General features: G+C 70.0%; 10 protein-coding genes. 9 read left to right on the top strand and 1 reads right to left on the bottom strand.

What is annotated here, in order from left to right; all coding sequences use genetic code 11:
• The first annotated feature begins 83 nt into the window (after positions 1-83).
• From G6N61_RS04380 to G6N61_RS04340, 9 genes are all read left to right on the top strand, one after another.
• A complete protein-coding gene (locus tag G6N61_RS04380; protein WP_163917425.1) occupies positions 84-2,456 on the top strand; it encodes a CaiB/BaiF CoA-transferase family protein in 2,373 nt (790 codons plus the stop codon).
• A 25-nt stretch (positions 2,457-2,481) separates the two neighbouring features.
• Positions 2,482-3,954: an acetyl-CoA acetyltransferase gene (locus G6N61_RS04375; protein ID WP_163917424.1), complete on the top strand. Its 1,473-nt coding sequence runs from the start codon at positions 2,482-2,484 to the stop codon at positions 3,952-3,954.
• Positions 3,955-4,039: 85 nt separating this feature from the next.
• A complete protein-coding gene (locus tag G6N61_RS04370) occupies positions 4,040-4,378 on the top strand; it encodes an L-rhamnose mutarotase (RefSeq protein WP_163917423.1) in 339 nt (112 codons plus the stop codon).
• A 37-nt stretch (positions 4,379-4,415) separates the two neighbouring features.
• Complete coding sequence (locus tag G6N61_RS04365; protein WP_163917422.1) at positions 4,416-5,792, top strand: MFS transporter; 1,377 nt, start codon at positions 4,416-4,418, stop codon at positions 5,790-5,792.
• Positions 5,789-6,937: an L-rhamnose isomerase gene (rhaI, locus tag G6N61_RS04360; protein ID WP_163917421.1), complete on the top strand. Its 1,149-nt coding sequence runs from the start codon at positions 5,789-5,791 to the stop codon at positions 6,935-6,937. Before G6N61_RS04365 ends, rhaI begins: the two co-directional genes overlap by 4 nt.
• A 9-nt stretch (positions 6,938-6,946) precedes the next feature.
• Positions 6,947-8,989, top strand: coding sequence for a bifunctional aldolase/short-chain dehydrogenase (locus G6N61_RS04355; protein WP_163917420.1), 2,043 nt, complete (start codon positions 6,947-6,949; stop codon positions 8,987-8,989).
• 60 nt (positions 8,990-9,049) lie between these two features.
• A complete protein-coding gene (locus G6N61_RS04350; protein ID WP_163917419.1) occupies positions 9,050-10,498 on the top strand; it encodes a rhamnulokinase in 1,449 nt (482 codons plus the stop codon).
• A gap of 5 nt (positions 10,499-10,503) precedes the next feature.
• Entirely contained in the window at positions 10,504-11,757 is a 1,254-nt protein-coding gene (locus G6N61_RS04345; RefSeq protein ID WP_163917418.1) for an alpha-hydroxy acid oxidase, read from the top strand.
• Between the two features lie 28 nt (positions 11,758-11,785).
• Entirely contained in the window at positions 11,786-12,778 is a 993-nt protein-coding gene (locus tag G6N61_RS04340; protein WP_163924593.1) for a LacI family DNA-binding transcriptional regulator, read from the top strand.
• Here the strand turns inward: G6N61_RS04340 and G6N61_RS04335 are convergent.
• Positions 12,771-13,541, bottom strand: coding sequence for an SDR family oxidoreductase (locus G6N61_RS04335; RefSeq protein ID WP_163917417.1), 771 nt, complete (start codon positions 13,539-13,541; stop codon positions 12,771-12,773). The genes G6N61_RS04340 and G6N61_RS04335 overlap by 8 nt on opposite strands.
• Positions 13,542-13,572: the final 31 nt, after the last annotated feature.

Below are 13,572 nucleotides of genomic sequence, written 5' to 3'. Positions count from 1 at the left end.
GCGGCGTATCGGCAGATCACGAGCCGTGCAGCCGTCGGCGGGCATACCCGCGGCGTGGGTTCGCGGGGTGCTGAACGATACTGATGCCCGTGCTTGACAGGTGTCAGCTCTTGGCCGCGATGCGGGTCCTCGACGTGGGTGGCGCCAAGTCCGACGGCGTCGGGCGACTGCTGGCCGATCTGGGCGCCGACGTGCTGAAGGTGGAGCCGCCCGGCGGAGCGGCGGCGCGCACGGCCCGTCCGACCGTGGCCGGGGTCGGCATCGCGTTCGCCATCGACAACGCCAATAAGCGCTGCACCGTCCTCGACCCTGCCGCCGATCGCGACCGGTTCCTGGACCTGGTCGCCGAGGCCGACGTGCTCGTCGACGGCGGTCGACCCGGTGGCTGCGCGGCCTTCGGGACCACGGCTGCCGACCTGGCCGACCGCTTCCCGCACCTCGTCGCGCTGTCGATGACCGACTTCGGGAGCACCGGGCCGTATGCGTCGTGGAGCGCGACCGATGCGGTGCTGTGCGCGATGTCGACCGCGCTGTCGCGCTCGGGTCCGACGGCGGGCCGACCGGTCCTGCCCCCGTTGGGCATCGCGTCGGCCACGGCCGCCGTGCAGGCGGCGTGGGCCGTGCTCGTCGCCTACCGCCATCGGTTGCGCACCGGCACGGGGGAGCACGTCGACTTCTCCCGCTTCGAGGCGGTCGTGCAGACCCTCGACCCGCCGTTCGGCTCCGAAGGTCAAGCGGCCGTGGGGCAGAAGGCGTCGAACCAGTTGTGGCGTGGCCGTCCCCGGAATCAGCAGATCTACCCGACGTTTCCCTGCCGGGACGGGCACGTCCGGATCTGCCTGCTCTCGCCGAGGCAGTGGCGGGCGATGCGGGAATGGCTCGGCGAGCCGGAGCAGTTCTCCGACCCGAAGTTCGACACCATCGGCGCGCGCTACGCGGCGTCGGCCGAACTGAACGCGCTGATCGCCTCGCTGTTCGCCGAGCAGACGATGGGTCATCTGGTCGACGAGGGCCAGGCCCGCGGCGTGCCGATCGCTGCGGTGCTCGACCCGGCCGAGGCACTGGCCTCCGAGCACTTCCGCGCCGTGCGCGCGCTGACTTCCGCGGAGTTCGCAGACGGCGTCCGGCTCGACGTGCCGACCGGGGCGTTCGTCGTCGATCGCGCCCGCGCCGGGCTGCGCGAACCGGCGCCCGCGGTCGGAACGGACACCGCACGGTGGCTCGCTGCGGGGCCCACCGCAGCCGCACCCGAGGAGCCGACGGCTCGACGACCGCTCGACGACCTGCTGATTCTCGACCTCGGCGTCATCGTCGCCGGTGGCGAACTCGGCAGGCTGTTCGCCGACATGGGCGCCGACGTCGTCAAGGTGGAGAGCGCCGCCTATCCCGACGGGCTCCGGCAGACGCCGCCCGGCCAGCCGATGAGCCGGTCTTGGGCGCTGACCCACCGCAACGAGCGCAGCCTCGGCATCGACCTGCGCCACCCCGACGGTGCCGCGGTGTTCCGCGGTCTGGTCGCCTCGGCCGACGCGGTGTTCGCCAACTTCAAGCCGGGCACGCTGGATGCGCTCGGCTTGTCCTTCGACGAACTGCGGGCGCTCAACCCAAACGTCGTGCTGGCAGAGAGCAGCGCCTTCGGTGCCGACGGGCCGTGGAGCGGCCGGATGGGGTACGGCCCCCTGGTACGTGCCACCACCGGCGTCAGCAGGCTGTGGTCGGACCAGACGCCCGGCGGTTCCGGCGGCGCGTTCTTCGACGCCACGACCATCTTCCCCGATCACGTCGCGGCGAAGATCACCGCGATCGCGGCGCTGGCGGCACTGATCGGCCGTCCCGAGGACGCGACGCGCGTGCACGTGTCCCAAGCCGAGGTGGCCATCAACCAACTCGCGGCGGCCTACGTCGTCGACGCCGCCCGCGCGTCGGGCGCCGCGCTCGACGACGACGCCGCCGTCCACGCGGTGCTGCCGTGCGCAGGTGACGACGAATGGTGCGTCGTCTCGGTTTCCTCCGACGACCGCCGCCGCGCGCTGCTGGGCGTCATCGATTCGCCGGCAGTGGATCTCGTCGCCGGGTTGGCATCGTGGACCGCCCGCCGGGACAAGGCCGACGCCGCACGGACGCTGCAGGAGGCGGGCGTGCCCGCGGGCCCGATGTACCGCGCGGCCGACGTGCTGGCCGATCCGCAGATCGTCGAGCGGGCCGTCTTCACCGAGGCGAGCCATCCACTGTTCCCTGCGCCCATGCCCACCGAGACGCGGCCGGCGCGCTACCGCCACCTGCCCGACGCCGACCTGCGGCCCGCGCCGATGCCCGGCGAGCACACCCGGGCGATCTGCGCCGAGATCCTGCAGATGCCGGCCGGTTTGATCGACGAATTGATTACCGCGGGCGCGCTATTCGAGTGGACCCGACCGGACGCCGACCCCCACCCTCGCATCGGCACCGCCGAGTGAACCGCCACCCCAGAAAGGTGTCCTCGTGACCATCGATCCCCGCACGCCGGTACTCGTCGGCTACGGCCAGGTGAACCAGCGCGAGACCGATCCCACGGTCGAACCCGTCGACCTGATGGAGGCGGCCGCCCGCGCCGCGGCCGACCCGCGCGTGCTGGAGGCGGTGGACTCGGTGCGCATCGTCAACCTGTTGTCCTGGCGCTATCGGAATCCAGGTCTGCTTCTGGCGCAACGCATTCGAGCGGCGAATGCCGAGGGCCGGTACACCAGCATCGGTGGCAACGTGCCTCAGTCGCTGGTCAATCAGGCGTGCCTGGACATCCAGAGCGGCAAGCTGGACACGGTGCTGATCGCGGGTGCCGAGACGTGGCGGACCAGGACGCGCGCCCGTGCCGCGGGCACCAAGCTGGAGTGGACGAAGCAGGACGACTCGGTGCCGGAGCCGCCCGGTGCCGACGACGAGTTCCAGATGGCGGGCGACGTCGAGATCGGCATCAAGCTGGACCGTCCGGCGTACGTGTACCCGATGTTCGAGCAGGCGGTGCGGATCGACGCGGGGGAGTCGCCCGACGAGCACCGTCGCCGCATCGGGGACCTGTGGGCGCGCTTCAGCGCGGTCGCCGAGGCCAATCCGCATGCGTGGAGCACCGAAGCCGTTGCCGCCGAGGACATCTGGCAGCCCAGCCCGACGAATCGCATGGTGTCGTGGCCGTACACCAAGCTGATGAACTCCAACAACATGGTCGACCAGGGCGCGGCGCTGGTGCTGATGTCGGCGGAGAAGGCTACGCACCTTCAGATTTCGCGTGACCGCTGGATCTTCCCGTACGCAGGCACCGACGCCCACGACACCTATCTGATCGGCGAACGCGCCGAGTTCCATCGCTCGCCCGCGATCAGGATCGCCGGGGCGCGTGCGCTCGAACTCGCAGGCGTTGGCATCGACGACGTCGACCTCGTCGACGTGTACTCGTGCTTCCCGTCGGCGGTCCAGGTCGCCGCCCGCGAACTCGGGTTGGCGCTCGACGATCCGGCGCGGCCGCTGACCGTGACCGGTGGACTGACCTTCGCCGGCGGGCCGTGGAACAATTATGTGTCGCACTCCATCGCCACCATGGCCGAGCGTCTCGCGGCGGCACCGGACACGGTCGGACTGATCACCGCCAACGGCGGTTACCTGACCAAGCACAGCTTCGGCATCTACGGCGCCACGCCTGCCGACGAATTCCGGTGGCAGGACGTGCAATCGGCGGTCGACGCCGAGCCGACGCGGGTGGCCGAGGGCGACTGGACCGGTACCGGCACCGTCGAGACGTGGACGACGCCCTTCACCCGCGAGGGCACGCCGGAGAAGGCGTTCGTGGCCGTCCGCACGCCGTCGGACACGCGCGCGCTCGCCGTGCTCACCGACGCCTCCGACGCCCAGGCCAGCGTCGACGGGGACATCGCGGGTGCCAAGGTGCGCGTCGACGTCGGAGGCCGAGCCACGCTGCTGTAGCCCCCCGGGGGTTGACGTGCCACACGCGTGCTGCCTAGTGTGGCGCAAGCCACTAATTGAAACGTTTCAAAACGTAGAGGACGCGATGAGCGACGCAGTGACCGACCGGGTGTGCTTCGTGCTCCGGCTCAAGCCGGACCGCGTCGACGAGTACGTCGAGGCCCACCAGCACGTCTGGCCGGAGATGCTCGAGGCGCTGAGCGACGCCGGCTGGCGCAACTACTCGCTGTTCGTCCGCCCCGACGACGGCCTGGTGGTCGGCTACCTCGAGACCGACGACTTCGCAGCGGCCCAGGCCTCGATGGCCGCCACCGAGGTCAACGCCCGCTGGCAGGCAGGCATGGCCGACTTCTTCGACAACCCGGCCGGCGTAGCGCCCGACCAGGCGATGCGACCGCTGACCGAGTACTTCCACCTCGACTGACCACCATCTCCACCGACGACACCAGACAGGGACGACCATGAACATCGGAGCGCGCAGCACCACCGGATGGCGGGCGACCATCGCGGTCGCCATGTCCAACTACATCGAGGCAGGGTCGATCATCGCCATCGCGACCAGTCTCGCGTTCTGGCAGGCCGAGTTCGACATCAGCGACTTCGCCGTCGGACTGCTCGCCGCGTTGAGCGCCAACGCCTTCGGCGCAGCGATCGGCGCGATCCTCGGCGGGCCGCTATGCGACCGGTTCGGCCGCAAGGCGATCTACACTTACGACCTGCTGGTCTACATGGTCGGCGTGCTGCTCGCGGCCTTCGCCGTGAACTTCACCATGCTGCTGGCTGCATTCGTCATCACCGGCATCGCCGTTGGCGCAGGCGTACCGGCGTCGTGGACCTACATCGCCGAACAGGCACCGTCGGAGGGCCGCGCCAAGCACGTCGGCACCGCGCAGCTGGCGTGGTCGGTGGGACCGCTGATCGGCTTCGCGCTCGCCGCTGCGCTCGCGCCGCTGGGCCTACTGGGCTCGAGGCTGATCTTCCTGCACCTCTTCGTCGTCGCGGCGGTCGTCTGGTGGGTCCGCCAGGGCTTGGCCGAGTCGGCAATCTGGACCGAGGAGGGCTCCGCCACCGCCGCCCAGGCGAGCGGAGCGACGGCGAGCGGTCAGGCCTCGGTGCTCGGCGCCCGCGGCCTGCGGGGCCTGTTCTCGCGGCGGGTCAACATCACCGCGCTGCTGTTCCTCGGCGGCATCTACCTGTTCTGGAACACCGTCGCCGGTCAGGCCGGCATCTTCATGCCACGGGTGTACGACACCGCGGGCCTGCACAGCCCGGTAGCGCAGAACATGCTGCAGGTCCTGGTCTGGGGCTGCACGGTGGCGGCCACGTACTTCGGCTTCATGCGGTACGCCGACCGGATGTCGCAGCGACGGCTCTACGTCATCGGCGCCGCACTCGGCATCGTCGGCTGGATCGTGCTGGTGGCCTTCACCGACCGCGGCGTCCCCACGATGCTGGCGTTCGCGGTGCTGTGGGGCGTGTCGGCGGGCATCGGCGCCCAGGCGTTCTACAGCCTGTGGGCCAGCGAGCTGTTCGCCACGCCCTACCGGGCCAGCGCACAGGGCGTGATGTTCTGCGTGGTGCGCAGCTTCACCGGTTTGCTGAGCTACTTCTTCCCGACGTTGCTGGCCGTCACCGGCCTCACCGGGGTGGGTCTGCTGCTGATCGGCCTGCTCACGGTCGCCCTCGTGATCGGCGCCGTCTGGGCCCCGGAAACCCGCGGAAAGACGTTGCGTCAGATCGAAGTCGAGCGCTACGGGAAGGTGGAGAGTGAAGTCGACGGTGTCACCCCGCCGACGACACTGGCCGACGGAACCGAGACGGAGGTCGCGACACGATGAACGCCCAACTCGACAACCTGGCCATCGAGCTGCCCTCCTGGGCGTTCGGCAACTCCGGCACGCGCTTCAAGGTCTTCGGCACACCGGGCACGCCGCGCACCATCGAGGAGAAGATCGCCGACGCAGCGATGGTCCACCGCCTGACCGGGATGGCGCCGAGCGTGGCGCTGCACATCCCGTGGGACCGGGTCGACGACTACGGGGCGCTCGGCTCGTACGCCGCCGAGCACGGTGTCCGGTTGGGCACCATCAACTCGAACACCTTCCAGGACGACGACTACAAGTTCGGCAGCCTCACCCACACCGACAAGACGGTGCGGCAGAAGGCCATCGACCACCATCTGGCCTGCATCGAGATCATGGAGCAGACGGGGTCTCGGGACCTCAAGATCTGGTTGGCCGACGGCACCAACTACCCCGGACAGGGCGACATCCGGGGCAGGCAGGACCGCCTCGCCGAATCGCTGGCGACGATCTACCAGCACATCGGGCCCGGTCAGCGAATGGTGTTGGAGTACAAGTTCTTCGAGCCGGCGATGTACATGACCGACGTGCCGGACTGGGGCACGTCCTACGCGCACGTCAGTGGGCTCGGGGAGCGGGCGAAGGTGTGCCTGGACACCGGTCACCACGCGCCGGGCACCAACATCGAGTTCATCGTCGCCCAGCTGTTGCGCTTGGAGAAGCTCGGCTCGTTCGACTTCAACTCGCGGTTCTACGCCGACGACGACCTCATCGTGGGGGCCGCCGACCCGTTCCAGCTGTTCCGGATCATGTTCGAGGTCATCCGGGGCGGCGGGCTCGCACCTGGGTCCGATCTGGCGTTGATGCTCGACCAGTGCCACAACGTCGAGGCCAAGATCCCCGGTCAGATCCGCTCCGTGCTCAACGTGGCCGAGATGACCGCCCGTGCCCTGCTGGTGGACACCGAGGCGCTGACCGCCGCGCAGGAGAGCGGTGACGTACTGACCGCGAACGCAATCGTGATGGACGCGTTCTACACCGACGTCCGGCCCGCGGTGGCGCAGTGGCGCACCGAGCGCGGACTGCCCGCAGACCCGATGCGTGCCTTCGCCGAATCGGGATACCAGAACACCATCGACGCCGAACGCGTCGGCGGCACCCAGTCCAGCTGGGGAGCGTGAGAGGACACCATGACCAACGGCAATGACACCGTCACCGAACTGATCGCCCGGTCCAACCGGCTCGGCGCCGATCCGAAGAACACCAACTACGCCGGCGGCAACACCTCCGCCAAGGGGTCCGAGGTCGACCCGGTGACCGGGGCGCCGGTCGACCTCCTCTGGGTCAAGGGGTCCGGGGGAGACCTCGGCACCCTGACCGAGAACGGGCTGGCCGTCCTGCGGCTCGACAGGATGCGCGCACTCGTCGACGTGTATCCCGGCGTCGAGCGCGAGGACGAGATGGTCGCCGCCTTCGACTACTGCCTGCACGGCCGCGGCGGCGCAGCGCCGTCGATCGACACCGCGATGCACGGCCTGGTGGACGCCGCCCACGTCGATCACCTCCATCCCGATTCCGGCATCGCGCTGGCTACCGCCGCCGACGGCGAGGCGCTCACCAAGCAGATCTTCGGCGACCGGGTGATCTGGGTGCCCTGGCGACGCCCGGGTTTCCAACTCGGCCTCGACATCTCGGAGATCAAGGCGCGCAACCCCCAGGCGATCGGCACGATCCTGGGCGGACACGGCATCACCGCGTGGGGCGACACCTCGGCCGAGGCCGAGGCGCATTCGCTGGAGATCATCGACACCGTCGCCCGCTACATCGAGGTCAACGGCCGGCCTGAGCCGTTCGGCGCGCCGCTGCCCGGCTACGGGGCGCTGCCCGATGCGCAGCGCCGCACCAAGGCCGCCGAACTCGCGCCGTTCCTGCGCGGCCTGGTGTCGACGGACCGCGCGCAGGTCGGACACTTCACCGACGATCCACGGGTGCTCGAATTCCTGGGCGCCGCCGAACATCCGAGGCTCGCGGCGCTCGGGACCAGCTGCCCCGACCACTTCCTGCGGACCAAGGTCAAGCCCTTGGTGCTCGACCTGCCTGCCGATGCGCCGGTCGAGGAGTGCCGCCGCAGGCTGGCGGAACTGCACGCGGCCTACCGCGACGACTACCGGGCGTACTACGAGCGGCATGCCTCGACCGACAGCCCGGCCATGCGTGGCGCCGACCCCGCGATCGTCCTCGTGCCAGGCGTCGGCATGTTCAGCTACGGCAAGGACAAGCAAACCGCCCGGGTGGCGGGGGAGTTCTACCTCAACGCCATCAACGTGATGCGCGGCGCCGAGGCGATCTCGACCTACGCGCCGATCGACGAAGCGGAGAAGTTCCGCATCGAGTACTGGGCGCTGGAGGAGGCCAAACTCGCGCGCATGCCCAAACCCAAGCCACTGGCCACCCGCATCGCGCTGGTGACCGGGGCGGCGTCGGGCATCGGCAAGGCCATCGCGACGCGTCTGGCCGCCGAGGGGGCATGCGTCGTGATCGCCGATCTGAACGCCGAGAAGGCATCGGCCGCCGCAGCCGGGATCGGCACCGCCGACGTCGCGGTCGGCATCGCCGCGGACGTCACCGACGAGACCGCCGTCCAAGAGGCGGTGGACGCCTGCGTGCTGGCGTTCGGTGGCATCGACATCGTCGTGAACAACGCCGGTCTGTCGCTGTCGAAGTCGTTGCTGGAGACCACGGCCGAGGATTGGGATCTGCAACACGACGTGATGGCACGCGGTTCGTTCCTGGTATCGAAGGCGGCCGCGCGGGCGCTGATCGACCAGGGCCTCGGCGGCGACATCATCTACATCTCCTCGAAGAACTCGGTGTTCGCCGGCCCGAACAACATCGCGTACTCGGCCGCCAAGGCCGATCAGGCGCACCAGGTGCGGTTGCTCGCGGCCGAACTGGGCGAGCACGGCGTCAAGGTCAACGGCATCAACCCCGATGGCGTGGTGCGCGGTTCCGGCATCTTCGCCGGCGGGTGGGGCGCGAAGCGGGCCGCGGTGTACGGGGTGCCGGAGGAGGAATTGGGCGCGTACTACGCCCAGCGCACGCTGCTCAAGCGAGAGGTGTTGCCGGAGAACATCGCCAATGCGGCGTTCGCGCTGTGTACGTCGGACTTCTCTCATACGACGGGGTTGCACGTGCCGGTGGATGCGGGCGTGGCAGCAGCGTTTCTCCGATGAGCGCTTGCGCGAAGAGCAAGGGCTGCCGATGAGCGCTTGCGCGAAGAGCGAGGGCTGCCGATGAAATCCGGGCGCTTCGTCGCGGTCGATCTCGGCGCCACCAGCGGTCGGGTCATGCTCGCCGACGTCGGCCCGGATTCGTTCGAGATGCGTGCGCTGCACCGGTTCTCGAACGATCCGGTGTACCTGTGGAACGGTGAACGCGCCGCCATGCACTGGGACCTGCCCGCTCTGTTCGCCGGCGTCTGCGCCGGTCTCGCGGAGGCCGGGCGGGAGGCGCCGGACCTGACGAGTGTCGGGGTGGACTCGTGGGCGGTGGACTACGGCCTGCTGCGCGGGGGCAAGCTGCTCGGGCTGCCGTACAACTACCGCGACGCCCGGTGTGCCCGCGGCGTCGACGCCGTGCACGCCACCGTGCCCCAGGACGAACTGTTCGCCCGCAACGGGTTGCAGTTCCTGCCGTTCAACACCGTGTTCCAACTGGCCGCCGACCGCATCGAGGGGCTGCTCGACCAGGCCGACGCCGCGCTGCTGGTGCCGGACCTGATCGGGTACTGGCTGACCGGCGAGATGTCCACCGAGCGCACCAATGCCTCGACCACGGGGCTGTTGGGCATCGACGGGCAGTGGGACGCCGACCTCGAGGCGATGCTCGGGCTTCCCGTCGGTCTCTTCCCGAGGTTGAGCGAACCCGGCGCGGAGCTGGGGCCGGTGCTGCCCGACCTCGTCGAGCGAGCCGGCCTGCCCGGCGGTCTGCGCGTCACTACGGTGGCGTCGCACGACACGGCGTCCGCGGTGGTCGCCGTCCCGATGACCGCCGCGTCGGCGGCCTACGTGTCGTGCGGCACGTGGGCGCTGGTGGGCGTCGAGGTGGGCGGGCCCGTCGTCACCGAGGAGGCCAGGGCCGCCAACTTCACCAACGAGGTGGGCGCCGACGGGCGGATCCGCCTGTTGCGCAACGTGATGGGCATGTGGCTGCTCAGCGAGAGCGTGCGACAGTGGCAGCGTGACGGCTCGCACGTCGACCTGCCCTACCTACTAGAGCAAGCCGCGGCCTGTGCGCCACCGGACGAGGTGTTCGACGGCGACGACCCGCGGTTCGTCGAGCCCGGCGACGTCCCCGGACGCATCGCCGCCTGGTACTCCGAGCGTGGACTGCCCGTTCCCCGGAGCCGGCCGGAGATGACACGCGCCATCGTCGAGTCCCTCGCCGCGGGTTTCGCGCGTGGTGTCGAGGAGGCCGCGTCGCTGTCCGGCGTGGGGGTCGAGACGGTGCACCTCGTCGGGGGCGGCGCGCTGAACCGCCTGCTGTGCCAATTGGTGGCCGATCGCGTCGATCGGCCGGTCGTCGCCGGGCCGGTGGAGGCGACGGCGATCGGTAACGTCCTGATTCAAGCCCGCGCGCACGGCCTGTTGCGCGGGGACCTCGACGCTCTGCGTGGCACGATCAGCGCTTCGGTGCCCACGGAGCGCTACGTACCGCAACGGGCTCCGGCCGGAAGGGTGTGACAGCCATGAACGAGAAGACGAGGCGGCGGCTGCCGAACAGGCACGACCTGGCCCCGCTGATGCAGTTCAAGAAACCGGAACTCAACGCCACGAAGCGGCGCCTGGACAAGGCACTGACCATCGAGGATCTGCGGCGCATCGCCAAGCGCCGCACGCCGCGGGCAGCGTTCGACTACACCGACGGCTCCGCCGAGGCCGAGCTGTCGATCGGGCGCGCGCGGCAGGCCTTCGCCGACGTCGAGTTCCACCCGGCGATCCTCCGGGACGTGTCGAAGGTCAGCACCGGCTGGGACGTGCTCGGCGCCCCGGTGAGCCTGCCGTTCGGCATCGCGCCGACGGGGTTCACCCGGATGATGCACACCGAGGGCGAGATCGCAGGCGCCCACGCGGCGGCGCGGGCGGGCATTCCGTTTGCACTGTCCACGATGGGCACGACGGCCATCGAGGACGTCAAGGCTGCGAACCCGTTCGGACGCAACTGGTTTCAGCTCTATATGTGGAAGGACCGGGACCGCTCGATGGCGCTCGTCGAGCGCGCCGTGGCGGCAGGGTACGACACGCTGATGGTGACGGTGGACGTGCCGGTGGCCGGTGCGCGGCTGCGCGACAAGCGCAACGGGATGTCGATCCCGCCCGCGCTGACGCTCGGCACCGTGGTCAACGCGATTCCGCGTCCGCAGTGGTGGTTCGACTTCCTGACCACCGAGCCGTTGTCGTTCGCGTCGCTGGACCGGTGGTCGGGCACGGTCGCCGAACTGCTGGACACGATGTTCGACCCGACGGTCACGTTCGACGACCTGGCGTGGATCAGGTCGCAGTGGCCGGGCAAGTTCGTGGTGAAGGGCATTCAGACGGTCGCCGATGCGCGGGCCGTGACCGACCTCGGCGTCGACGGCGTGCTGCTGTCCAATCACGGTGGGAGACAGTTGGATCGGGCCCCCATCCCGTTCCACCTGCTGCCCGAGGTGGTGGCCGAGGTGGGTGGCGACGTCGAGATCATGCTGGACACCGGAATCATGTCGGGGGCCGACGTGGTCGCGGCGATCGCGATGGGCGCACGGTTCACGCTGATCGGCCGCGCCTACCTGTACGGCTTGATGGCCGGTGGCGAGGCAGGGGTGGACCGCGCGATCGCGATCCTGACCGACCAGGTGGAACGCACGATGCGCCTGCTCGGCGTCACGTGCCTGGAGGAGCTGACGCCTCAGCACGTCACGCAACTGGTGCGCCTGGCTCCTCGGCAGCGCGCGGGGGAGTAGCGGCGTGAGCCGGTCGGAGGCCGTGGGGATCCGCGACGTCGCACTCGCGGCGTCGGTGTCGGTCGGGACGGTGTCCAACGTGCTCAACTCGCCCGAGCGGGTCGCGCCGGCGACGGTCGCGCGCGTACACGCCGCGATCGAGGAGCTGGGCTTCGTCCGCAACGACGCGGCGCGGCAGTTGCGGGCGGGCCAGTCGCGGTGCGTCGGCCTGCTGGTCCTCGACGTGGGCAACCCGTTCTTCACCGACGTCGCCCGCGCGGCCGAGAGACGAGCTGCGGGAAGCAATTTGGTGGTGCTGCTCGGCACCACCGACGACGACGCCCAGCGCGAACGGGCCTACCTCGAGACGTTCGAGGAGCAGCGCGTGTTCGGCCTGCTGATCTCCCCCGTGGGCGAGGACCTCGAGCGCCTGCACGTGGCGCGCCGCCGGGGCATTCCGGTGATCCTGGTGGACCGCGACGGTACGGGCACGCCGTTTCCGTCGGTCGCCGTGGACGACGTCGCAGGCGGCGGGCTGGCTGCGCACCACCTGTGCGATCGGGGCCGCACCCGCATCGCGTTCGTGGGCGGGCCGCACGGTTTGCGGCAGGTCGCCGACCGCCTGGCGGGTGCGAGGGCCGCCGTGGCCGAACATCCGGGTGTCGCGCTGGAGGAGTTCGACACCGACGAGCCGACGGTGCTGGCCGGTCGCGCGGCAGGGGAGCGGTTGTGCGCACTGCCCGCCGGTCGCAGGCCCGACGCGGTGTTCTGTGCGAACGACCTGCTGGCGATCGGGGTGCTGCAGGCGTTGACGATCGGTGGGTTGCGCGTGCCCGACGACGTCGCGGTCATCGGTTACGACGACATCGACTTCGCCCGTTCGGCAGCGGTCCCACTGTCGTCGGTCCGTCAGCCGAGCGCCGACATCGGGGTGACGGCGGTCGACCTCCTGCTCGCCGCCGCGGAGTCCCCGGACGCCGAGCCGCGGCACGTGGTGTTCCGGCCGGAGCTGGCGGCGCGCGCCTCGACCGGCGCTACTTGATGGTGTAGCCGCCGTCGATCACCAGATCGGCGCCGTTGACCATCGCGGATGCGCCCGAGGCGAGGAAGACCGCGGCTGCGGCGATCTCGTCGGGGTAGGCGAAACGGCCGGTGGGGATCAGTTTCTTCAAGGCGTCGCCCCTGGGGTTGTCCCATGCCTTGATCCCGAGGTCGGTGAGTACCACCGTCGGCGAGATCGTGTTGACCCGCACGCCCTTCGGCGCCCATTCGGTGGCAAGCACCTTGCTGATGCCGACCACGCCGAACTTGGACGCGCAGTAGGCCACGTGCTGATCGATCGCGACGCTCGCGGCCTGTGAGGCCATGTTGATGATGACGCCCGTGCCGGCGTCGAGCATGTGCCTGCCTGCCGCCTGACACATCAGGAACGTGCCCTTGAGGTTGATGGCGATGGTGGAGTCCCAGTCCGCGAGCGACAGCTCCTCGGCGGGTGCGAGCCTGGCGATGCCCGCGCAGTTGACCAGGACGTCGATCCGGCCGAACTCGGCGATCACCGCGTCGATCACGGTGGTCACGGACTCGGGATCGGAGACGTCGCAGGCAAATCCGCGGCTGCCGGGCAGCGTGCCCGCCAGCTCCGAAGCGCCCGCCTCGTTGAGGTCGACCACGGCGATCCGGGCGCCCTTGGCGGAGAAGGCCGCCGCGATGGCCGCGCCGATGCCCGACGCCCCGCCGGTCACGAGCGCCACCAATCCGTCGAGGCGGAAGTCGAAGTCGACTGTGGGTTCTGCTGTCTCGGGCACGTGATCGTCTCCTCGGTGTCGTCGTAGTTGG

This window comes from Mycolicibacterium arabiense, from assembly GCF_010731815.2.
In the GTDB taxonomy this organism is placed as follows: Bacteria; Actinomycetota; Actinomycetes; order Mycobacteriales; family Mycobacteriaceae; genus Mycobacterium; species Mycobacterium arabiense.
This window is presented reverse-complemented; position numbering and strand designations above follow the sequence as displayed.